The organism is Enterobacter cloacae complex sp. HYC033_NIDB (assembly GCF_056673335.1).
Map to the genome: position 1 here is coordinate 4810983 of NZ_CP115123.1, position 22003 is coordinate 4832985.

Sequence of the window (22003 nt, forward strand, 5' to 3'; positions counted from 1 at the left end):
GTCTAACAAGTGGAGCTGCGGGTTAATTCTGGGTGATCTGGCTGCGATGCTTTTCAGCCTGCTGCTGATGAATAACGGAAGATTGACCATTATTCGCCTTCTCATGCACAACAGCGGCTTTCTCATGCTCGTTCATTTCGGAAAATGATTTTGCTGTTTCGTTAGAAGCTGCTGGCTTGGATTTCATCATTTTTTTATGCATTTCAGCCATGTCCTGATGGGCAGCAGAATTGCCGTTTTGCATCATTTCATGGGACATTGCGGCCTGATCGTGACCGCTCATATCCATCATTTTCATGCTCTCCCCCTGAACTGCACTTTTTTCAGCGGATGATTGCATCTGATGGGCAGGCGCCTGGGCATTATTTACCTGGTCATGCATGTTCATTGTCTCTGCAGCCCAGGCAGATGAAGCGACAGCCATCATGGCAATAAAGGATACAAGGATCTTTTTCATGGTTGGGTCTCCGGTGTTTTCATACCCGAACAATCAATGCTTATAACAGAGAAAGCATTTGATCTCAGGGCTGGTTGATCATCATGCTAGGAACCGGGCGATTGAATTATCACGCTGTCCTGATTTATGGCTGATTATAAAAAACCGCCTCTGTTTATCGCGTGACTGAACGATGACATTTTTGTCACCTTCCGGGTTTCTCCTGAATAACGGTATTAATCCATTAACAGACGCACACTGAACACAATTTCCCGCCCCTGCTGTTCTGCTGACAGCTCGCCGCCGTGAGCATGAATGATCGACCTTGTAATTGATAATCCCAGCCCCGCGCCTTCCGTGTTGTAGAACCTTGATGAGTCTGCGCGATAGAACCGGTCAAACAAACGTTCCAGATTAGCGGGAACCTGGCCGGATATCGTATTCGTAATCATCACGTTCACACAGTCACTGTCACGCTCAAGGTGTATCGCTGTACAGGTGTTATCGGGAGAATACTTGATTGCATTGGAAAGCAGGTTACTGAAAGCACGTCGGAGCATATCGCTGTCTCCGGCAACAACGCCCTCTCCTTCAACCGTGATTGTCTTTCCTGTTTCGTCTGCCAGGGGCTCGAACAACTCACGTAATTCATTCAGTTCGGCTGCCAGATCCACATCATGTTTATCCAGCCGCAGCAGACCATGCTCTGAACGTGCCAGAAAAAGCATGTCACTGGTCATTCGTGACAACCTTTTCAGTTCTTCCAGGTTAGCGAATAAAATTTCGCGGTAATGCGAAACATCCCTTTCCTTAGCCAGTGGATTGGCCCCTATATTTCCATACACTTTTTATCACTTAACCCATTACTGGTTCGCCGCCGCAGATATTCCCGTGGCGAACGATACCCCAGTGCACTATGCGGATGCCATTCGTTGTAATGTTCGAAGGCCTCCGCAAGGTTCTTTACCGCTGTTAACCCGTCGGGTTTCGGCATGATGCTGATGTAATCGCGCTTCATCGTTTTCACGAAGCTCTCTGCCATCCCGTTGCTTTCCGGGCTACGTACCGCCGTATGTTTAGGCTCCAGTCCTACCATTCTGGCGAACTGACGCGTCTGATAAGAACGGTAGGCTGAACCGTTGTCTGTCAGCCACTCAACTGGGGATGTCGGCAGGCTGTTACCGAAACGACGCTCCACGGCACCCAGCATGACGTCCTGCACGGTTTCACTGTCATATCCACCGTTACTGGCCGCCCAGTAAAGTGCCTCGCGATCGCAACAGTCCAGAGCGAACGTGACCCGCAGTTTTTCACCGTTATCACAGCTGAACTCGAAGCCGTCAGAGCACCACCGCTGGTTACTTTCTCCAACGGCCACTTTCCCTGTATGCGCCCGCTTCGATGGCGGTATTTCCGGTTTACGCTCAAGCAGCAGCGCATTCTGACGCATGATGCGGTATACGCGTTTGGCATTGATCACCGCCATGTCGTCAGTTTCTGATTGTCTGCGCAGCAGTGCCCATACCCGACGATAACCATAGGTGGGCAGATCGCCGATAACGGTATGGATACGGGCCAGCGCGTCAGTATCATCAGGCTTGCGCTTGCACCGACGATCCTGCCAGTCCTTCGACCGACGGGCCATGGCATGCAGTTGCGCACGTGAGACCCGGAGGCAACGACTGACAAGGCTTATTCGCCATCCTCCGGCAACAAGGGCACGTGCGCTATCCACTTTTTTTGTCGGCCATATTCAACGGCTTCTTTTAGCAGCTCGTTTTCCATGGTTTTCTTGCCCAACAGGCGTTGCAGCTCTTTAATTTGCTTCATCGCAGATGCCAGCTCCGACGCGGGCACAACCTGTTCTCCTGCGGCAACGGCTGTAAGGCTGCCTTCCTGATACTGCTTACGCCACAGGAACAGCTGACTGGCAGCAACGCCATGCTGACGGGCGACCAGCGACACGGTCATTCCGGGCTCAAAACTCTGCTGAACAATGGCGATTTTTTCCTGAACACTTCGCCGTCTGCGCTTCTCTGGACCTAAAACATCAATCATTCGGACTCCAACGACTAGTCTAAAAACTAGTATTAAGACTATCACTAACTTAAGTGATACCAACTGTCTGGAGATTCAGGGGGCCAGTCTAGCCAGTGCAAACTGCGTCTGCATCATCAGATTACTGACTGGTGTGCGCAGCTCATGCGCGATGTCAGACGAGAAATCTGACAGTTTCCGGAATGCCCCCTCCAGGCGATCAAACATATTATTGAACTCCTGCATGGTCTCAGAGATTTCCGGCGGAGCCAGATCGGGATTTAGACGCTGATCCAGGCTGTGTACGGTCATGGAGGAAGCCAGACTGGTCATTTCCCGTAGCGGTTTCAGACCAATACGTGTGGTCAGCCAGCCCAGAAAAACAGAAATAAAGACCAGACCGATATTGAACCAGAACAGCCAGGTACTGAGTTTGTCCATAAACAGGGTGTGATACCCAGTATCCGTGGCAACCGTAATGATGACATGTTTGCTTTTACCCTGTTCCGGCGTCACGGCAACCCGCCGCGAGATACTGCGGTACACGGTGTTATTTTCTTCCGTCTGGATCATATAGTCGAGAATATCACCCGACTTATTAAGCAGGACCGCTGGAACAACAGAATTTTTGGCATAGAGTTCAACAATTTTTTCATTTTCCATGTTTTTTATAGAAATGAATAAGCCATTGTGCCCCACCATCGCATCGTTTATTTTTTCTGATAATGACTTAATATCCGTTTTGTTCCTGAACGTCTCTGTTTTAAGAAACTCTTCGGTGAGCTGAAGTTTACCTGTCAGAAAATCGCGGTCCTGATTATCGAAATAGCCATTAAGGGTGCTAATCAGGATAAAACTTGATAACCACCATACCGTAAGCATCACCGCAGAAAAAATCAGGCTCAGGCGTGTGGTCAGGGAAATTTTGAACCTCACTCTTCTCTGATCTCCAGGACATATCCGGCACCGCGAACGGTATGGATCAGTTTTGGCTCAAAGTCATCATCAATTTTACTTCTCAGACGTCTCACGGCGACATCAATCACATTCGTATCACTGTCAAAATTCATGTTCCAGACCAGGGACGAGATAAGACTCCTGGGTAACACTTCTCCGGTGCGTTGCAGCAGCAACTCAAGCAGAACGTATTCTTTACCGGTGAGATGGATCTTCTTCCCCGAACGGATCACGGTCCGGCGCACCATATCAACGGTCATATCGGCGATGGTGCAGACTGTTGCGGCCTGCGAGCGTGCCCGGCGCAGTAGGGTTCTTACACGTGCAACCAGCTCCGTAAAATCAAAGGGCTTAATCAGGTAGTCATCTGCGCCAAGCTCCAGTCCTTTCACTTTGTCCCGCACGTTGTCCTTTGCGGTTAAAAACAGGACCGGTTCTTCGTGCCCGGACTCCCTCAGTGCGCTGATGATTTGCCACCCGTCGAGGAAAGGCAGCATCACGTCCAGTATTATCAAATCATACTGTCCCTTCGACGCGGCCCCGAGACCATCGCGGCCATTATTAAAGAGATCGGCCTGATAGCCTTCCTCAACCAGTCCCTGCTGCAGGTAACGACCTGTTTTTTGTTCGTCTTCAACGATTAAAATACGCTGCATGGTCAACTCGCTGATATGAAAGTAAAAATCTCACGCATGAGCTTTGGCTGTCCCCTAGCTGACCTGAGACGGAGCAAGCATTCCGAGCCACGCTACGGCGCCCAGAATGATAATCGCAACAACGAATTCTGTCAGGATGCTGTTTCGCATCAGGGCAACGCTGAGATCATAATTCCCTTCCCTGACCATAACTTCAAGCCGGGGACCCAGGTGAAACCGGTTTGCTGCAGCCAGAAGAAGCATCAGAACAAACAGAGCCGTCTTGGCAAGCAATATCCTCCCCCAGGAACTGTTGAATAAGGGAGTTAAGTTACCCTCAGCAATATACAGATAGTTGACCAGCGCACTCAGGATCAGGGCTACAACAATCACCGTTCCTGCCGTGGCAAATTTTGCCAGGGAGTCAGATATCACAATGACGCTCTGTGCATTATGCTCGTTTCTGCGCATCAGCAGGATAGCAAATGCAACCAGAGCACCTGTCCAGGCACCTGCAGCGCCGAGATGGGTCAGATCGCTCAGTAAATGGAGATAGTAATGCAGACCGTCATGCATAACGGCGTGTCCTCCCCAGGCAAGTGTAGCCAGCGCCACGCCCCCACTCATCGTCATCAGCAGGCAGGACAATACTCTCTTATTAGTGTAAAGGAACAAAGCACCGAGTGTGGTAAACAGGGCACAGAGCCTGACAATCCAGCTAATACCCACATCAGTTTCTTCTATCACCATCTCGATAACATGGATGGATAATTCTCTGAGGTCAGTTACTCCACTCATGGCATTAGATACCAGGAGCATATTAATGCCAGTAAGAATGATGCCTGTAACAACAGCAAAGGTTATAAACGACCTGAAATTAGTCAGGTTATAGGTTTCATGTCTGACACCGCTTATTCCATATATCTGAAAAAATGGCAATCCAAATATTACCATCAAATCCAGATAAAGAAGAAAACGAATAACAATCATAATCAGGTCGTTCATAATATTACTTCACTGTAAAGGTGTAATTACCGGTAATAGGGTGCGTATCTGAAGAAACCGCGCGCCAGTCAACACGATAAGTGCCAGCGGGTAAAGGCTCTCGCGGAATAATGACCATCGATTTAGGGTCAGCGCCTGGCGCCACTTTTGCCGCGACCGGCATCGGAGAATGTGATGACATGCCTTTCATACCCGTCATCGTTAATTTTGCACCTGAGAATTTCACGGTCAGATTTTCCGAGAAATTAAGCTGAATCTTTTCCGGGGCCGCTACGGCTGAATCAGCCTGTGGCACAGAGCTTTTTAATTCCGGATGGGCCATAGCAGAGAAAGCAACGCCCATAACGAGGCCACCTGTAAGAATGGCTTTATTTAAAATCGACATTTTATTTACCTGTTTAGTTGAGTGTTTTATATCAGTGCGTTAAAACCAGATTCTGGCTCCCGCCAGGAATACTACCTGATGGTCTTTCTCACCTTCTCTTTTCGCCATATCGGATGTTTTCCCGTAAAGTTGATTCCAGGAAACGCCTATATAGGGTGCAAACTCACGGCGTATTTCATAGCGCAGCCGGAGCCCCAGCTCTGTGTCAGTCAGTCCCCTGCCGCGACCCCGCGATTCATCATCCTGACTGTAGAAATTCACCTCATAGGATGGCTGGAGTATGAGCCGGTTAGTCAGTAAAACGTCGTATTCTCCTCCCAGACGAAGGGCTGCTTTTCCGCCATTACTGACAAAACCCGAAATTTCAGACTCAAAATTATAGAGTGCCAGCCCCTGAAAACCGACAGCAGCCCAGGTCCGGGCAGAAGCAGGTCTGAAATCCTGCCTGACACCCGCAACCAAATCCCACCATGGGCCAACCGCATGTCCCCAGAGTAACTGCGCTTCAGCCGCCTCCGTTTCCCCATTGCTTCGTTCACCTTCACTCTTTAGCCAAATCCGATCTGTGTCGCCTCCAATCCAGCTGTTAACACTCCAGCTGAAATTGTTGGTGTTATCCGACCGTTGCCATTCCAGTTGATCCAGCAGAACCAGATAATTAATCGCACTGTCGTGAATCGCATGCCCCTGTAAATTGCCGAATGCAGCCTTCCGGTCGGCATCGGTAACAGGCGGAATTGGCGTTCTGCTCTCAGTTACAATGGGCTCCATTGACGTCATCTCAGTGAAATTCTCATCTGCTGGCATCTGCATGGCAGACATGTCGTGCCCGGCGTGGGGATCTGCAGAGACGGAGCCCGCCGCAATAGAAAGCTGTGAGGTAAACAAACCGGCGACCAGAACAGGTATGGCCTTCAAATTTCTCTTCATTCGCATCATTCCTCCACCCGGACTTCACGAAACATTCCCATTTCCATGTGATAGAGCAAATGGCAGTGATACGCCCAGCGGCCAAGCGCATCTGCTGTCACTCTGTAACTGCGTTTTGTACCAGGGGGAACATCTATTGTGTGTTTACGAACCATGAAATTACCGTTTTCATCTTCCAGATCGCTCCACATACCATGCAGGTGAATGGGGTGAGTCATCATGGTATCGTTGATCAGCGTGATCCTGAGCCGCTCACCGTATTTCAGCAGCACCGGTGCGGCATCTGAAAACTTGATTCCGTTAAATGACCAGGCAAACTTTTCCATGTGGCCGGTTAAATGCAGTTCTATGGTACGGCCAGGTTCACGTCCGTCAGGATCCTCAAAGCGGCTTTTCAAATCCGCGTACGTGAGAACCTTTCTTCCGTTATTTCGAAGACCAATACCCGGATCATTTAATTTCGGAGAGACGCTCATCGCCTGCATATCAACCAGTGGGTTATCCGTTTCTGACGCAGGATGACTTTGCATACCCGGCATTCCGGCCATCCGGGAATGATCCATACCGGCCATGCTGCTGTGATCCATGGGCGCGGAGGATGTCCCGCTATCCGGAAGGTCAGCACCGTCCATAGACATCATCTCTCCGCTGTTATCCATGCCTCCCATCTGGCTGTGGTCCATTCCTGCCATATCATGTCCCATTCCCCCCATACCCATGTCTTCCATGGTCAACAGAGGACGGGGATCGAGGGGGGGAACGGCAGCACTTAACCCCTCTCTCGTGGCCAGTGTCCCTCGAGCGTAACCGGTCCTGTCCATGGATTGTGCGAAGATGGTATAGGCCTCACCCTGAGGCTCCACAATGACATCATAGGTTTCGGCAACGGCAATCCTGAATTCGTCAACGGTAACCGGGTTTACATACTGGCCATCTGCAGCCACGACCGTCATTTTCAGCCCGGGGATACGGATATCGAAATAGGTCATTGCCGAGCCGTTGATAAACCGTAAGCGTATCTTTTCACCGGGACGGAACAGTCCGGTCCAGTTTTTCAGCGGGGCCTGCCCGTTCATGAGATAGGTGTAGGTGTAGCCACTGACATCCGCGAGGTCAGTCGGATTCATTTTCATTTCAGCCCACATTTTCCGATCGGCAATGGTGGCTGACAGCCCCCTGGTATTCACGTCGCGGAAAAAAGAGCCAACGGTTGGTTTATTGAAATTGTAGTAATCCGACTGTTTTTTTAATTTTTTCAGCAGGCTGTGAGGATTTTCATCGGTCCAGTCAGACAACATGACCACATGCTCACGATCGTAAGCAAACGGTTCTGGCTCCCTGGCATCGATGATAATGGCACCGTATACCCCCTCCTGTTCCTGCAGACCGGAATGGCTGTGGTACCAGTAAGTCCCGTTCTGCTTAACCTTAAAGGTGTAAACGTAGGTATCATCAGGCTCTATGCCCATAAAACTCAGCCCCGGAACACCATCCATATTGGCCGGAAGAATAATGCCGTGCCAGTGAATGGACGTCTGTTCATTAAGACGGTTTTTGACCTTCAGGGTAATGGTGTCACCTTCTTTCCAGCGAAGAACGGGCCCCGGCAGGCCTCCATTGATTGTTTTGGCCTGACGCTCACTGCCCGTGATATTGACGGCCGTTTCACCAATGGTCAGGTCAAACTGAGTACCCTGCAGGGATGCGGCAACTGGCAGGCTCAGACTGGAACGCGCATTGAAACTCCATACGCCAAGACTTCCGGCTACGCCAGAGAGGGTTAACCCCTTCAGGAAAGTTCGTCGAGACGTTTTCAACAGCATGCGCATTCCCTTATTTAAAGTATGGTTACTGACAGAATTCGAGAACCGATTTAAATTAAATTACTGGTTCATCCACTACAATGAAATGAATCTAGCACACCTTAAGAAACAAATTCATTACAATCGTGTAATGTACATAGCTGTATTACATTTACGTCATCTTCCCCACAGGTTGATTATTTTTATATATGATCATAAGGACATCTTTTATGTACCTCAGAAGGTAATTACACATGAATATATTAATCACGACCACTGCGTTTACAGCTTTATTTTGTGGGGCAGCTTTTGCTCAGTCCAGTGATATTGCCCATGAAGCACATCGATTTGTTAATAATGCCTCAGCCGTCAGTCATGTGAATTCCTCGACGCATGAAAACTTACCGGACAGGGTTAATAAAAACAACACGCCCTCATTCTCTGAAATGAATGAACATGAAAGGGCCATTGTTGCTCATTCATTTATGAACAACAGCGCGTCCTATGCGCATCAGAAAATGATTGAGGAACATAAAAAAATGCTGTCCGGCAGTGATGCAAATTCAAAGACCTCGTCTTCTTCTTTTAACGAACTGAATGCCGGAGAAAAAGCCGCTCTCGTGCATGAGCAGGTCAATAATGCCGGTGCGGAAGCACATCAGACGCAGGCAAGAAAGCTTCGCGGGCTGTATTCGACCAGGTAACTGCAGGCGGGTTAGTGCTTAGCGTCAGGTGCGCAGCAGGGCTTTACTGACGGGTTACGTAGCAGGACATGAGCCCCATATTGCTCTGCCGTAACCTGTTTCAGTCCCGTTAATCATCACCGTCGGGCTGGTCATACAGTTCCCAGAGCTTCAGGAGCAAACGGGAAACAAGATATGTTACAAAAATGACGACCATCAACGGTGCTCCCGATTAACTGACAGATGACACGCCTCCTGAAAACCCCTAGCATACGCCGCAGTGTTCATGCTAACGGCGAATTCCAGTAAATGTATTCTACCGATGTCGTAAAAGAAAATGCCTACCTTTCAGCCACCCGCTCGGGGCTGGAATCGAACGAGATCGCTACTCTTCAGCGCTCCTTGCCTTCCCGGTTTAATCTGCGGCATTTGAAAAAAAATGAATCATTAAAACTCGTACTGCAAAAGAAAGCGGGAAAATCACGTGTCGTGGCCTATAAATTTACGTCCGGTTCATTTAATTACACGGCGTATCGTATATCAGATAAAAAGTTCTATAACCTTTCCGATACTTCCGGGAAAGGCAGTCTCGATTATCCGTTACCGGCCACAGCAAGACTCAGTTCGCCTTTCAATCCTGCAAGACTTAACCCGGTATCGGGAAAAGTGAGTCCCCATAATGGCATTGATTATTCCATGCCCATGAACACGAAAATAGTCAGCGTCATCGACGGAAAAATCACCCGGGCCGAATACAACAGTACCATGGGATATTTTGTTGAAGTAACGGGAAAAGCCGGTGTTAAAACTCGCTATCTCCACCTCAATAAAATACTCGTTACTAAAGGGGCCAGGGTTACCCGGGGAGACGCTATTGCGTTATCCGGTAACAGCGGACGTTCATCCGGTCCTCATCTGCATTACGAGCTGGTCATCAATAACAATCCTGTTAACTCACTGGCGTTCCGGGCAGCGGCACCCGCTGATAACAAACTTGAACAGCATGCCTTTGCGCATGCCAGAGACTACGAACGATACCTGGACTGATAACGGGGCCGCGACGCGGCCCCGTCTGCCGGATTAATTTTTTTTATCGTTTTCACTTCCTTGATGTTGATGATCTCCATGCCCTCCGTGGCCGTGGAAAAGATGCATTAGCGGGCAGACCAGCAATAACAGATATGGCCAGTAACCTGCCACATGTGACCAGTGTTCGCGCAGGAGGGCAAATGCCGCGATCGCGGCGACAGCAATAAGCGCATAGGTGGTACTTTTCATACTGGACTCCTTCTGTTCGTAACAGCCCCTTCACTCAGTGTTATTTCCCGAGCCTGACACTTTTCAGACGCAACGCATTCACAATGACGCTGACGGAGGAAAGAGCCATGGCCGCCGCCGCAATAACTGGCGACAGCAGTATTCCATACACAGGATAAAGCAGACCTGCAGCCACAGGCACGCCAAGTGCGTTGTAGATAAATGCAAAAAACAGATTCTGTCGGATATTTTTCATGGTGATTTCTGACAGATGACGGGCCCTGTTCAGTATCATCAAGTCGCCTTTGAGAAGGGTGACTCCGGCACTTTCAATTGCCACATCTGTACCCGTTCCCATGGCTATACCCACGTCAGCCGCTGCCAGCGCCGGGGCATCATTCACACCGTCTCCGGCCATCGCAACCACATGGCCAGACGCTTTCAGTCGGGTTATCACTGCTTTTTTGCCATCCGGCAGAATCCCGGCTTCAACCTCATCTATTCCCAGTTTCCGTGCGACTGCTTCAGCGGTAAGCTGGTTATCCCCGGTGAGCATAACGATGCGGATCCCCGCCTGACGCAAAGCTTTAAGCGCATCCGGCGTGGTTGCTTTCACGGGATCCGAGATAGCTATCAGGCCTGCAAGGTGCCCGTCTGTGGCCACATAGATAACGGTAGCGCCTTCCATCCGCAACGTATCCGCAACGGCCTTTTGATTATCAATAACGATACTGTTTTCCTGCATAGCCAGTTCATTACCAATAACAACCCGTTGACCTTCGACATCGCCTGAGACACCTTTACCCGACGGCGCATTGAAATGAGTGACTGCGGGTATTGCGATCCCCTTTTCCTGTGCTGCTTTAACTACTGCCATACCCAGCGGATGCTGCGAGCCTTTTTCCACTGCGGCCGTTACACGCAAAAGAGATGTTTCCCCACCCGGATTGAGACTGATAATCCCTGTCACCGTCGGCGAACCTTCCGTGAGCGTGCCTGTTTTGTCGACAACCAGCGTGTCCACTTTTTCAAGACGCTCAAGGGCTTCGGCATTCTTGATTAACACCCCGGCCTGGGCTCCTTTGCCCACCCCCACCATTATCGACATCGGCGTGGCCAGCCCCAGCGCGCAGGGACAGGCAATAATCAGGACCGACACAGCCGCAATGAGACCGTGCGCCATCCTGGGCTCGGGCCCCCAGACAGACCAGATCATGAAAGCAACAACCGCGATAAGTATCACCAGAGGAACAAACCAGCCTGAAACGCTGTCAGCCATTCTCTGGATGGGGGCCCGCGAACGCTGTGCATCAGCGACCATCTGAACAATTCGTGAGAGCATCGTTTCATCACCGACTTTCTCTGCACGGATGATAAGACTACCTGTCTGATTAATGGTCCCCCCGATGACAGGGTCACCCTCCGTTTTGGTAACAGGCATAGATTCCCCGGTCACCATCGATTCATCAACGGTTGTTTTGCCTTCGACCACGATACCGTCGACCGGAATACTCTCTCCAGGTCTGATGCGGAGCTTATCGCCAGGCAGGACATCTTCCGCATTAATATCCGTTTCATGACCGTCTTGATCCAGCCGCCTGGCGGTTTTGGGGGCAAGGTTAAGAAGCGCAGTAATGGCACCTGAGGTTTGTTCCCTTGCCCGCAATTCAAGGACCTGTCCCAGCAGAACAAGCACCGTAATAACAGCTGCGGCTTCAAAATAAATGGCCACCAGGCCATCCATGTTTCTGAACGATGCAGGAAACCAGGAGGGGAAGACGGTTGCAATGACGCTGTAAACCCAGGCTACGCCGGTCCCCATTGCAACAAGGGTAAACATATTCAGGGAGCGGTTACGTAACGACATTCCGGCCCGGGCGAAGAATGGCCAGCCACACCACAAAACGACAGGAGAGGCCAGAAGTAACTGCAGCCATGTGTTGTACTGTGGCGGTACTGTATTCCTCAAAGCGGGAAACAGATGAGAACCCATTTCGAGTATCAGAACCGGAAACGCCAGCAACAACCCCAGCCAGAAGCGTCTTGTCATGTCGCGAAGTTCATCACTCGTCCCCGTGGATGCCGTAGCTACGAGCGGCTCCAGTGCCATTCCACAGACAGGACAGCTTCCGGGACCACTACGGCGTATCTCCGGATGCATCGGACATGTCCACACACCTTCAGAAATCTCTTTCTCCGCCTGGCGGTGAGACTGTTTTATCTTATCAGGGCTGACTTCATGGTGGTCGTGGTGATGGTGATGTTCACTGGCATCTTCGGTAAAATAATGATCGGGATGGGCTTTAAATTTGCTCTCACAGCTGGCGGAGCAGAAATAAAGCTGATGGTCCTGGTATCGAATGCTGCTGTGCGCCTTGTCAGGCAGGATGACCATCCCGCACACGGGATCTCTCACCTTATGCAATGCGTGACTCTCGTCCGGGGATGATGTCTGCTCAGAAGCAGTCTGGTTGTTATGTTCCACTGCATTGTCATTTTTCACAGTAACTCTCCTTATGCATATCTGAAGCATTTTCTGTCTTCAGGATATGTCATGGATGCGATTACCACGAATGCCGCCGGCATAAGAGTGCCTGCTGCCGGCGTCCCGTTATCAGCCGTTCCGCTGACTATTCGATTCGCTGGAAGACTTTTTTACTGCCCTCCGGTGAGAATGCGATAACATCGTAAGCCTCTTTTCGGGCCCCCATCTCCATTCCCGGACTTCCTGCTGGCATACCGGGGGTGGCGAGACCGTATATACCCGAACCAGACTGCATGGCCTTATGTATCGTTGCCGCAGGCACATGGCCTTCAATGATCAAATTACCTACAACCGCGGTATGACAACTTCGTAGTCCAGCAGGAACAGCATGCTTTTCTTTCAGGGCTGACAGCGCCTGATCATTCATGACGTGAGTTCGCACTTCGAACCCGTCTTTTTCCATCGCTTTGCCCCACAGGGAACAACAGCCACAGTTTTCAGATTTGTACATATCAATGACTTTTTCACTCGCCATTGCAGGCAGTGACAGGCCGAGAGCCAGGGCCATTAGAACCACTTTTTTCATACTCACCTCTGTATATTATCGATATAAACCCTGACGTCAGGGTGAATCAGTGCAGAAGGACGCCCACTGGGGGCGCCCTTTCAGGGTTATGACACGCTTTTTTTATGTCTGCGCAGCCAGATTAATTTGTAGGCGGCAGGAATAATGAACAGGGACAGCAGCGGAGCCGTGATCATCCCACCAATCATTGGCGCAGCAATACGGCTCATGACTTCTGAACCTGCGCCGGTTCCCCAGAGTATTGGCAGCAGACCCGCAATGATCACCGCCACGGTCATGGCTTTCGGCCGGACACGCAGTACGGCACCATGATAGAGGGCTTCATCAAGACCTTCCGGTGTGAACGTCTCTTTACGGGACAATTCCGGGTGCGCTTCAATGGCATGACGCAGATACATCAGCATGACCACGCCAAACTCTGCTGCCACCCCGGCCAGGGCGATAAACCCGGTTCCGGTCGCCACTGACATATGGAAGCCCTGCCAGTACAGGAACCATATTCCGCCAACCAGGGCGAACGGCAGGCTCATCAGGATCAGCAGGGCTTCGTCAACCCGGCGGAATGCCAGATACAACAGGATGAAAATGATCATCACCGTCATCGGCACCATCAGCTTCAGTTTCTTGTTGGCATGCTCAAGCAGTTCAAACTGTCCGGAGAATGCCACACTGGTTCCCGGTCTCAGTTTCACTTTCTCGCTGATGGCCGTCTTAATGTCGTTAACCACCGACACCATGTCCCTGCCGCGGGCATCAACATAAATCCAGCTGGCTGGCCGGGCATTTTCGGTTTTCAGCATGGTTGGTCCAGAAACGACGTTAATATCCGCGACATCGCCCAGCGTGATCTGCTGCTTCATCGGGGTCAGGATCGGCATCTGTTTCAGCGCCTGCGGACTGTTCCGGTAATCCTGCGGGTAGCGAATGTTAATAGGGTACCGGGCCACCCCTTCAACCGTCTCACCCACCATAGCACCTCCGATTGCTGAAGAGACGAACAGCTGGACATCACCTACCGTCATCCCGTAGCGGGAGGCTTTCTCCCGGTTGATATCGATATCGATGTAGCGCCCGCCCTCAAGTCGCTCAGCCAGGACAGACACCACGCCAGGCACGGTTTTGGCTACCGCCTCGATACTCTGCGCCGTCGCGTCGATATCGGACAGAACAGTCCCGGACACTTTGATACCTATCGGGCTTTTGATCCCGGTTGAGAGCATATCAATACGGTTACGGATAGGCGGCACCCAGAGGTTTGCCAGACCCGGTAAACGGACTGTCCTGTCGAGTTCATCAATAATCTTGTCAATTGTCATGCCGGGACGCCACTGATCCTCAGGTTTGAGCTGGATCGTGGTTTCCACCATTTCGAGCGGCGCGGAATCCGTTGCGGTCTCTGCTTTACCGGTCTTGCCAAATACAGAAGCCACTTCAGGAACGCTTTTGATTAACTTGTCTGTTGTCTGCAGGAGCGCTGCAGCTTCTGCCGGAGAGACGCCAGGCAAGGTCGACGGCATATACAGCAGATCGCCCTCGTTAATCTTCGGCAGAAATTCACCGCCCACCTGACTCAGTGGCCAGATAACCGTGAAAATGGACAAGGCCGCAACCAGCAGGGTTGTTTTTGGCCAGTGGAGGACCCGCAGCAGCAAAGGATGATACGCTTTGATCAGCACCCGGTTCAGGGGGTTACTTGTCTCGGCAGGAATTTTCCCCCGGATCCAGAATCCCATCAGAATAGGAATGACGATGATGGCCAGTGCGGCCGCTCCCGCCATGGAGTACGTTTTCGTGAATGCCAGCGGGCCAAACAGACGACCTTCCTGCCCTTCCAGGGTAAAGATAGGAATAAAGGACAGGGTGATGATCAGCAGGCTAATGAACAACGCGGGTCCCACTTCCACGGAGGCGTCGGTAATCACCTTCCAGCGGGTGGCGTTGTCAATCTGCTCACCCGGATGCTGATGATCCCACTCCTCAAGCCGTTTGTGCGCATTTTCAATCATCACAATGGCGGCATCCACCATCGCACCGACGGCAATCGCTATCCCTCCCAGCGACATGATATTGGCGTTCAGTCCCTGGAAGTGCATGACGATAAAGGCGATACACAGGCCAAGCGGCAGAGAGATAATCGCCACCAGGGCAGAACGTACGTGCCACAGGAACAGAGCACAGACGATGGCCACCACGATAAACTCTTCCAGAAGTTTGGAACTGAGGTTATCAATCGCCCGGTCGATTAACTGGCTGCGATCGTAGGTGGTCACGATTTCAACGCCTTCCGGCAGGCTGGCCTTCAGCGTCTCCAGTTTATCCCTCACTGCCGTGATAACGTCGCGCGCATTTTTACCCGACCGCAGGATCACCACGCCGCCAGCGACTTCTCCCTGGCCGTTCAGCTCGGCAATACCACGCCTCATTTCGGGCCCGGTCTGCACGCGGGCAACATCCCGCAGATAAACCGGCACGCCGTTCTCACCTGTTTTCAGGACGATGTTATTAAAATCATCAATGCTCTGAAGATAACCGCTGGCACGGACCATATACTCCGCTTCGGCCATTTCAACGGATGAGCCACCGGCCTCCTGGTTAGACGATTCAAGTGCCTGTTTCACTTCGGGCAGGCTGATACCGTACTGGGACAGTTTTACCGGATTGACCTGAATCTGGTACTGTTTCACCACGCCGCCAACCGAAGCGACCTCAGCCACGTTCGGGATGGTTTTCAGCTCAAATTTCAGGAACCAGTCCTGCAGAGAGCGCAGTTCTGAAAGGTCGTGTTTTCCGTTGCGATCGACAAGGGCATATTCAAATATCCAGCCCACTCCCGTGGCGTCCGGGCCGATTTCAGAGCTCACACCCGCAGGCAGTTTGCCCTGAACCTGATTCAGGTATTCCAGCACGCGCGAACGGGCCCAGTACAGATCGGTGCCGTCTTCAAAAATGACATACACATACGAATCACCGAACTGTGAAAAGCCACGCACGGTTTTTGCGCCAGGTACGGACAGCATGGTGGTGGTAAGCGGATAGGTGACCTGGTTTTCTACAATCTGCGGGGCCTGTCCGGGATAGCTGGTTTTAATAATGACCTGCACATCTGACAGGTCAGGCAGCGCATCGACCGGCGTGTTAATTATCGTCCATGTGCCCCAGATGCTGAGAAACAGTGCGCCCATCATGACCAGGAAACGGTTGGCGACAGAGCGCCGGATAATCCATTCAATCATCGTCGTCTCCTCAGTGCCCTGAATGCATATTTACAGGCTGCTCAGACATTGCTGGCATACTGTTTTCTGTTTTTTCAGGGTGGCGCATACGTTCCAGCGCGCCCGTAATATTGGCTTCGGAGTCAATGAGGAACAGGCCACTGACCACCACGGTATCGCCTTCATTCAGGCCGGAGCCAATGCCGGACTGTTGCTGTGATTCATGCAGAACGTGGATCTGTTTCGGCACAAACTTGCCTTCATCATCAACAGTAATCACGCGCTGTTCTTTGCCGGTATCGATAACGGCCTGGCTTGGTATCAGCAGCATCTCCTGGCTCTTGGTATTCAGTTTCAGATAGGCATTCATGCCCGGCTTGAGAAACTCATCCTTATTAGAAACCTGGAGACGGACCTGAAGCGTACGGGTTGTCTGATCCACGCTGGGAAGAATGTTCCATTTTTCGACATGGAATGTTTTATCCGGATAAGCCGGTACCGAAATTTCAAACTGCGACGTATCTTTCAGCAGATATGCGATAGATTCTGGCACTGCAGCGCTGATCCAGACCGGGTCCATCCCCTGAATCTGAGCCACTACTTTATCTTTCGAAATATTCATTCCGGTGCGCAGGTCAAACGCAGTAATGACACCATCAATAGGTGCTTTAATGGTAAAACGGGTCTGGATTGTGCGGGTTGAACGCAGCCTTTGAATATCCTCTTCCGGCATACCAGCTAGACGAAGTCGCTCCAGAACCCCTTTTATCTGGGTTGACGTACCGCCTGTACCGGATAACAGCAGGAACTCACTTTGTGCCTCAACCCATTCAGGAATGGTGATATCGATAAGCGGAGTGCCTTTCTTCACATGATCGCCAATCGTCAGGGGATACACTTTTTCGACGAAACCGTCAGAGCGCGCCTGCACAATGACAAACTGATACTCGTTGTAACTGACATTAGCCGGGATTGTCTGAGAATAATTCAGCATTCCTCGCGTGACTTTTTGCGTTTTTAATCCCAGATTCTGAACCTGCGTTGGATCGATACGGATCCCGCCACTGCTTTTATCGCCGCTTTCATCAGCATATTTTGGCACCAGGTCCATATCCATAAAGGGAGATTTTCCGGGTTTATCAAATTTGGTATCCGGTTTCATCGGGTCATACCAGAAAAGTACCTTTCGCTCCGGTGCCTTTTGTTCGGTTTGTACTGTTTTTTGTGATGAGTTTACATACTGCCAGGCAGTAACCGATATCAGCCCTCCTGCTATGAGGCTGCTGATAATTATTGCAGCATATTTTATCTTTAAAGAAGCCATACAATTTCTCGCTGAAAAATCAAAACACCTGGCATATGCGCCCGATCATTCATTCACAGTAATCCCTTAATGAATGTTCAGGCGCACTGGATGTATTCGCTCCGGACTGATAATCAGGATTGCGTAACGTTAATGCTTTTGAGTAAGGAGATATTGCCCTGCTGAATAAACGAGAAATCGACATGGTTGCCGGTTTTCAGGGCATTGATAGCGTCGTCTGCATTAACAAAAGTGAAGCGCATGGTCATTGCAGGCCAGCCCACAGCAGGGATTGCTTCGTGCGAAATGGTAATCTTTTTACTATTCATATCAATGTCTTTAACGACACCGGTGCCCTTGATAACCTGCTGTACCGAAGCATCACTGGCAGCATTCATATCGCCATGCTGATGTGTTTCAGCATGAAGACCGGCAGAAAACATGACAGAGAAGGCACCAAATAAAACGGCTTTAAGTGAATTACGCATTTTTAATTTCCTGATTAATTAAATAAATTTACTCTACCCAACCGCCACCCAGCGCGGTAAACAGATTAATTTCGTTAACCTGTCGGGAATAGGTAAGATCGAGAATGGTTTGCTGCGTAGCGAAGAGGGAACGTTCTGCATCCAGCACTTCGATGTAACTGACAGCACCACTTGCATATAATCCTCTGGCACGCTGGAGAGTTATCTGAAGTGAATCAAGATAACGCTGCTGTGACTCAAGTTGCTGGCTAAGGCTGTCGCGCAGCGCAAGCGTGTCGGAAACATCCTTAAAGGCTGACTGAATTTTTTGTTCGTAATTAACCACCGATTGTTGCTGGCGAATTTCAGCCAGCTTCAGATTGGCTTTATTCCTGCCAGCATTAAAAATAGGAATTTCAATTTTAGGGATAAAATTCCACATTCCACTTCCTGACGTAAACAGGCTTGACAGCTCCGTACTGCTTGCGGAAAGACCACTGGTCAGGGTAATGGAGGGGAAAAAGGCCGCTCGCGCTGCGCCAATATTGGCATCAGCCGCTTTCAGCTGATATTCCGCTTCCATAATATCCGGTCGCTGCAGCAAAATTTGTGAAGATAGATTTGGTGGCAATTTTACTGGTGCGATCTCCCCGCCTTTCATCCCTTTTTCTGACGGAAGTGCGCGGTACGTTCCCAGCACCAGTTGCAGGGCATTGTTTGCCTGAGCCAGATCGCCTTCTCGTTTGGCTATTTCGGCGCGGGTACTTTCGATTTGTCCTCTCGCCTGTTCAAGTGCCAGAACGTTCGTACTCCCGGTCACGAGCAGTTGCTCAACGAAAGCATAGGACTGTTCATAATTTTTCAGCGTTTCCCGCGCAATACGGAGTTGTTCGTACGCCAGTTGCTGGCTGAAATAGCTCTGTGAAACGTTGGAGACCAGCAGGATGTGTACGGCCCGACGGGCTTCTTCGCTGGCAAAGTAGTTCTGGCGGTCAGCATCACTCATGTTCTTAAGTTTGCCGAAAAAATCGAGCTCATAGCTGAGCTCCAGTCTCGCGTCGTACTCCTGTGTGGTCGGCTTGTCACCTTTCAGACCACCGCTGTATGTTATCCCGGATGAGGCATTCAGCTGGGGGTAACGATCTGCATCCGTGACGTTGAACTGGGCTCGGGCCTCTTCAACCTTCAGGGCAGCCATTCTCAAATCACGGTTATTAGTCAGAGCTTCACCGATCAACCGGGTAACCTGGGGATCGACAAAAAAGTTACGCCAGCCCGTATCCTGATAGCCATTTACCGCTGGCGTCAGGCTGTTATGGGACAGTGAAAACTGCTGGGGTACCGGTGCTGCGGGCCGCTGATATTCAGGCGCAAGCGACACGCAGCCTGCCAGGATGAATATCGTGCTAATGCTGAGTAATTTTAATTTGAACATAACGCTTCTCGTCCAGGCAGACCTGGTAAATGGTTCAAATGAAGTCCAGAGTATTGATAGGGGTACTTTACCTAACGCTCTCTGTTTGCCGAGTGACAGGATAATGACAATGTTGTCATTTTTGCTGTAATCCGTTGATAACGATCGTGGGCGCAATAGAATGACATTAGCAGCCAGCCGGGGAGCAAGATGAAAATATTGATCGTCGAAGACGAAATTAAAACAGGTGAATATCTCAGCAAAGGGCTTACAGAGGCAGGGTTCGTAGTGGATCACGCTGATAATGGTCTTACCGGATATCATCTCGCCATGACAGCCGAGTATGATTTAGTCATTCTGGATATCATGCTACCTGATGTGAACGGCTGGGATATCATCCGCATGCTGCGCACTGCCGGAAAGGGTATGCCGGTCTTACTGCTGACAGCCCTCGGCACGATCGAACATAGGGTCAAAGGACTGGAACTGGGTGCGGACGATTATCTGGTTAAACCCTTTGCGTTTGCCGAACTGCTCGCCCGGGTGAGAACCCTTCTGAGGCGGGGAAACACGATGATCACGGAAAGCCAGTTTAAGGTGGCTGACCTCTCGATTGATCTCGTATCCAGAAAAGTCAGTCGCGCCGGAAACCGCATTGTGCTCACCAGTAAAGAGTTCAGCCTGCTGGAATTCTTCATTCGCCATCAGGGAGAGGTTCTTCCCCGCTCCCTGATTGCCTCTCAGGTCTGGGACATGAATTTTGACAGCGACACTAATGCGATCGATGTCGCAGTAAAGCGACTCCGCGCTAAAATAGACAACGATTACGAGACAAAGCTGATCCAGACAGTCCGGGGCGTGGGCTACATGCTGGAGGTCCCGGATGCATAGCAAACCTTCCAGACGCCCTTTCTCACTCGCTCTGCGGCTGACCTTTTTTATCAGCCTGTCCACGATACTGGCTTTTATCGCCTTCACCTGGTTTATGCTGCATTCTGTTGAAAATCATTTTGCCGAGCAGGATGTCAGCGATCTTCAACAAATCAGCACCACACTGAACCGTATACTGCAGTCCCCGGTGGATCCGGATGATAAAAAAATAAGCAAAATAAAGGAATCAATTGCCAGCTACCGCAACGTTGCCCTTTTGCTCCTCAATCCCAGGGGTGAAGTGCTCTTTAGCTCAGCTCAGGGGGCGGCACTACGCCCGGCAGTGAATTCAGCAGATTTTAGCGAGCACAGCCGCGCACGGGATGTCTTTCTCTGGACGGTGGAGGATCCTGCGGGACCGATGGATACCGGGTCCGAAATGAAGATGGAAACATACAGGATTATCGCCTCCTCTGGTCAGGCGATATTTCAGGGCAAACAGCAGAACTATGTCATGCTGACTGGCCTATCCATTAATTTCCATCTCCATTACCTCGATGCGCTGAAAAAGAACCTGATTGCGATTGCCGTCGTGATAAGCCTGTTGATTGTTCTGATCATTCGAATCGCTGTCCGTCAGGGGCACCTGCCCCTTCGTAATGTCAGCAATGCCATTAAAAACATCACCTCCGAGAATCTTGATGCGCGACTGGAACCGACACGCGTTCCCATTGAGCTGGAGCAACTGGTTATCTCGTTCAATCATATGATTGGAAAGATTGAGGATGTCTTTACCCGCCAGGCCAATTTCTCTGCCGATATCGCGCATGAGATCAGAACGCCCATCACCAATCTGGTGACGCAGACTGAAATCGCACTGAGTCAGGATCGAACACAGAGGGAACTTGAGGATGTCCTCTATTCCAGTCTTGAAGAGTATAACCGGATGACCAAAATGGTCAGCGATATGCTGTTCCTGGCACAGGCAGATAATAATCAGCTGATACCTGACAGGGTCATGTTTGACCTCAGAGCGGAAGTCATGAAAGTCTTCGAGTTTTTCGAAGCCTGGGCCGAAGAACGCAATATCACGCTCAAATTTAACGGGATGCCCTGTCTGGTCGAGGGAGATCCACAAATGTTTAGAAGAGCGATCAATAATCTGTTATCCAATGCCCTGCGTTATACCCCTGAGGGACAGGCAATCACCGTCTCAATAAGAAAACAGGGGAGCTTTTTTGACCTTGTGATTGAAAATCCGGGGAAACCAATCCCTGAAGAGCATTTATCAAGGCTGTTTGACCGTTTTTATCGGGTGGATCCGTCCAGACAACGAAAAGGAGAAGGCAGCGGCATCGGTCTTGCGATTGTGAAGTCAATCGTGGAAGCACATCACGGAAGAGTACATGTGGAATCGGATATACGCTCGACACGTTTTATTTTATCCGTACCCAGACTGGAGAAAATGATTCCGGATCCCCAACACTGAGAATAAAGATTTAAATGACAAAGATGTCATTAGCCTGTCATGCAGCAAAC

18 protein-coding genes and 2 pseudogenes are annotated in these 22003 nt (G+C 50.5%); 4 read left to right on the top strand and 16 right to left on the bottom strand.

The annotated features are described in order from the left end of the window. Positions 1-22 precede the first annotated feature (22 nt). The 9 genes and pseudogenes from pcoE to pcoA all read right to left on the bottom strand — a co-directional run bounded on the left by pcoE (position 23) and on the right by pcoA (position 8208). Complete coding sequence (pcoE, locus tag O1721_RS23060; RefSeq protein WP_004388336.1) at positions 23-457, bottom strand: copper resistance system metallochaperone PcoE; 435 nt, start codon at positions 455-457, stop codon at positions 23-25. Positions 458-672: 215 nt separating this feature from the next. Beyond that, positions 673-1254: pseudogene (pcoS, locus tag O1721_RS23065) on the bottom strand (copper resistance membrane spanning protein PcoS); the annotation flags it as partial. An 11-nt stretch (positions 1255-1265) separates the two neighbouring features. Continuing rightward, positions 1266-2494 (bottom strand): IS3-like element ISEc27 family transposase gene (locus O1721_RS23070; protein ID WP_148116659.1). Its coding sequence is split into 2 segments (ribosomal slippage): positions 1266-2179 and positions 2179-2494, totalling 1230 coding nucleotides; the frame shifts between segments, so codons are not numbered across the junction. Positions 2495-2581: 87 nt separating this feature from the next. Beyond that, positions 2582-3409, bottom strand: a pseudogene (gene pcoS, locus O1721_RS23075) (copper resistance membrane spanning protein PcoS); the annotation flags it as partial. Continuing rightward, a complete protein-coding gene (gene pcoR / locus O1721_RS23080) occupies positions 3406-4086 on the bottom strand; it encodes a copper response regulator transcription factor PcoR (RefSeq protein WP_001188930.1) in 681 nt (226 codons plus the stop codon). The pseudogene pcoS (O1721_RS23075) and the gene pcoR, both read right to left, overlap by 4 nt. 54 nt (positions 4087-4140) lie before the next feature. Beyond that, positions 4141-5019, bottom strand: a complete 879-nt coding sequence (pcoD, locus tag O1721_RS23085; protein WP_479953455.1) for a copper resistance inner membrane protein PcoD — start codon at positions 5017-5019, stop codon at positions 4141-4143. Positions 5020-5074: 55 nt separating this feature from the next. Then, complete coding sequence (pcoC, locus tag O1721_RS23090; protein ID WP_000025662.1) at positions 5075-5455, bottom strand: copper resistance system metallochaperone PcoC; 381 nt, start codon at positions 5453-5455, stop codon at positions 5075-5077. A 39-nt stretch (positions 5456-5494) separates the two neighbouring features. Further along, on the bottom strand, positions 5495-6385 hold the full coding sequence (gene pcoB, locus O1721_RS23095; protein ID WP_006785895.1) for a copper resistance outer membrane transporter PcoB: 891 nt from the start codon (positions 6383-6385) through the stop codon (positions 5495-5497). A 5-nt stretch (positions 6386-6390) separates the two neighbouring features. Beyond that, positions 6391-8208 (bottom strand): multicopper oxidase PcoA, encoded by a 1818-nt coding sequence (gene pcoA, locus O1721_RS23100; protein ID WP_000925242.1) that lies wholly within the window; start codon positions 8206-8208, stop codon positions 6391-6393. Positions 8209-8441: 233 nt separating this feature from the next. Here pcoA and O1721_RS23105 point away from each other — a divergent pair, with 233 nt between their 5' ends. Both O1721_RS23105 and O1721_RS23110 read left to right on the top strand, forming a co-directional pair. Next, positions 8442-8891, top strand: coding sequence for a copper resistance protein (locus tag O1721_RS23105; protein WP_001023257.1), 450 nt, complete (start codon positions 8442-8444; stop codon positions 8889-8891). Between the two features lie 288 nt (positions 8892-9179). Further along, complete coding sequence (locus O1721_RS23110; RefSeq protein ID WP_004118669.1) at positions 9180-9917, top strand: peptidoglycan DD-metalloendopeptidase family protein; 738 nt, start codon at positions 9180-9182, stop codon at positions 9915-9917. Between the two features lie 33 nt (positions 9918-9950). Here O1721_RS23110 and O1721_RS23115 read toward each other — a convergent pair whose 3' ends face one another. From O1721_RS23115 to silC, 7 genes are all read right to left on the bottom strand, one after another. Next, a complete protein-coding gene (locus O1721_RS23115) occupies positions 9951-10148 on the bottom strand; it encodes a DUF2933 domain-containing protein (RefSeq protein ID WP_000843497.1) in 198 nt (65 codons plus the stop codon). 40 nt (positions 10149-10188) lie between these two features. Next, on the bottom strand, positions 10189-12660 hold the full coding sequence (gene silP / locus O1721_RS23120) for an Ag(+)-translocating P-type ATPase SilP (protein WP_129244003.1): 2472 nt from the start codon (positions 12658-12660) through the stop codon (positions 10189-10191). Between the two features lie 97 nt (positions 12661-12757). After that, positions 12758-13198, bottom strand: a complete 441-nt coding sequence (locus tag O1721_RS23125; protein ID WP_002436620.1) for a DUF411 domain-containing protein — start codon at positions 13196-13198, stop codon at positions 12758-12760. An 86-nt stretch (positions 13199-13284) separates the two neighbouring features. Then, entirely contained in the window at positions 13285-16431 is a 3147-nt protein-coding gene (gene silA, locus O1721_RS23130; RefSeq protein ID WP_000574021.1) for a Cu(+)/Ag(+) efflux RND transporter permease subunit SilA, read from the bottom strand. Between the two features lie 10 nt (positions 16432-16441). Continuing rightward, entirely contained in the window at positions 16442-17734 is a 1293-nt protein-coding gene (gene silB, locus O1721_RS23135; RefSeq protein WP_001485328.1) for a Cu(+)/Ag(+) efflux RND transporter periplasmic adaptor subunit SilB, read from the bottom strand. A 113-nt stretch (positions 17735-17847) separates the two neighbouring features. Continuing rightward, positions 17848-18201 carry a cation efflux system protein CusF gene (cusF, locus tag O1721_RS23140; RefSeq protein ID WP_001246153.1) on the bottom strand — a complete coding sequence of 118 codons (354 nt, stop codon included), beginning with the start codon at positions 18199-18201 and terminating at the stop codon, positions 17848-17850. Positions 18202-18229: 28 nt separating this feature from the next. Then, positions 18230-19615, bottom strand: coding sequence for a Cu(+)/Ag(+) efflux RND transporter outer membrane channel SilC (gene silC / locus O1721_RS23145; RefSeq protein ID WP_479953462.1), 1386 nt, complete (start codon positions 19613-19615; stop codon positions 18230-18232). 189 nt (positions 19616-19804) lie between these two features. Between silC and silR the strand changes: the two genes are divergently transcribed. Continuing rightward, positions 19805-20485 (top strand): copper/silver response regulator transcription factor SilR, encoded by a 681-nt coding sequence (gene silR / locus O1721_RS23150; RefSeq protein WP_000697968.1) that lies wholly within the window; start codon positions 19805-19807, stop codon positions 20483-20485. Next, the gene (silS, locus tag O1721_RS23155; RefSeq protein WP_000555738.1) at positions 20478-21953 is read left to right on the top strand and encodes a copper/silver sensor histidine kinase SilS; all 1476 of its coding nucleotides are present in this window, start codon (positions 20478-20480) and stop codon (positions 21951-21953) included. Before silR ends, silS begins: the two co-directional genes overlap by 8 nt. The last annotated feature ends 50 nt before the right edge of the window (positions 21954-22003 follow it).

What these genes read in the sequence shown, in the direction of transcription:
- pcoE (WP_004388336.1), bottom strand. Translation starts at nt 457, where the DNA reads ATGAAAAAGATCCTTGTATCCTTTATTGCCATGATGGCTGTCGCTTCA.
- pcoR (WP_001188930.1), bottom strand. Translation starts at nt 4,086, where the DNA reads ATGCAGCGTATTTTAATCGTTGAAGACGAACAAAAAACAGGTCGTTAC.
- pcoD (WP_479953455.1), bottom strand. Translation starts at nt 5,019, where the DNA reads ATGGTAATATTTGGATTGCCATTTTTTCAGATATATGGAATAAGCGGT.
- pcoC (WP_000025662.1), bottom strand. Translation starts at nt 5,455, where the DNA reads ATGTCGATTTTAAATAAAGCCATTCTTACAGGTGGCCTCGTTATGGGC.
- pcoB (WP_006785895.1), bottom strand. Translation starts at nt 6,385, where the DNA reads ATGAAGAGAAATTTGAAGGCCATACCTGTTCTGGTCGCCGGTTTGTTT.
- pcoA (WP_000925242.1), bottom strand. Translation starts at nt 8,208, where the DNA reads ATGCTGTTGAAAACGTCTCGACGAACTTTCCTGAAGGGGTTAACCCTC.
- O1721_RS23105 (WP_001023257.1), top strand. Translation starts at nt 8,442, where the DNA reads ATGAATATATTAATCACGACCACTGCGTTTACAGCTTTATTTTGTGGG.
- O1721_RS23110 (WP_004118669.1), top strand. Translation starts at nt 9,180, where the DNA reads ATGTATTCTACCGATGTCGTAAAAGAAAATGCCTACCTTTCAGCCACC.
- O1721_RS23115 (WP_000843497.1), bottom strand. Translation starts at nt 10,148, where the DNA reads ATGAAAAGTACCACCTATGCGCTTATTGCTGTCGCCGCGATCGCGGCA.
- silP (WP_129244003.1), bottom strand. Translation starts at nt 12,660, where the DNA reads ATGCTTCAGATATGCATAAGGAGAGTTACTGTGAAAAATGACAATGCA.
- O1721_RS23125 (WP_002436620.1), bottom strand. Translation starts at nt 13,198, where the DNA reads ATGAAAAAAGTGGTTCTAATGGCCCTGGCTCTCGGCCTGTCACTGCCT.
- silA (WP_000574021.1), bottom strand. Translation starts at nt 16,431, where the DNA reads ATGATTGAATGGATTATCCGGCGCTCTGTCGCCAACCGTTTCCTGGTC.
- silB (WP_001485328.1), bottom strand. Translation starts at nt 17,734, where the DNA reads ATGGCTTCTTTAAAGATAAAATATGCTGCAATAATTATCAGCAGCCTC.
- cusF (WP_001246153.1), bottom strand. Translation starts at nt 18,201, where the DNA reads ATGCGTAATTCACTTAAAGCCGTTTTATTTGGTGCCTTCTCTGTCATG.
- silC (WP_479953462.1), bottom strand. Translation starts at nt 19,615, where the DNA reads ATGTTCAAATTAAAATTACTCAGCATTAGCACGATATTCATCCTGGCA.
- silR (WP_000697968.1), top strand. Translation starts at nt 19,805, where the DNA reads ATGAAAATATTGATCGTCGAAGACGAAATTAAAACAGGTGAATATCTC.
- silS (WP_000555738.1), top strand. Translation starts at nt 20,478, where the DNA reads ATGCATAGCAAACCTTCCAGACGCCCTTTCTCACTCGCTCTGCGGCTG.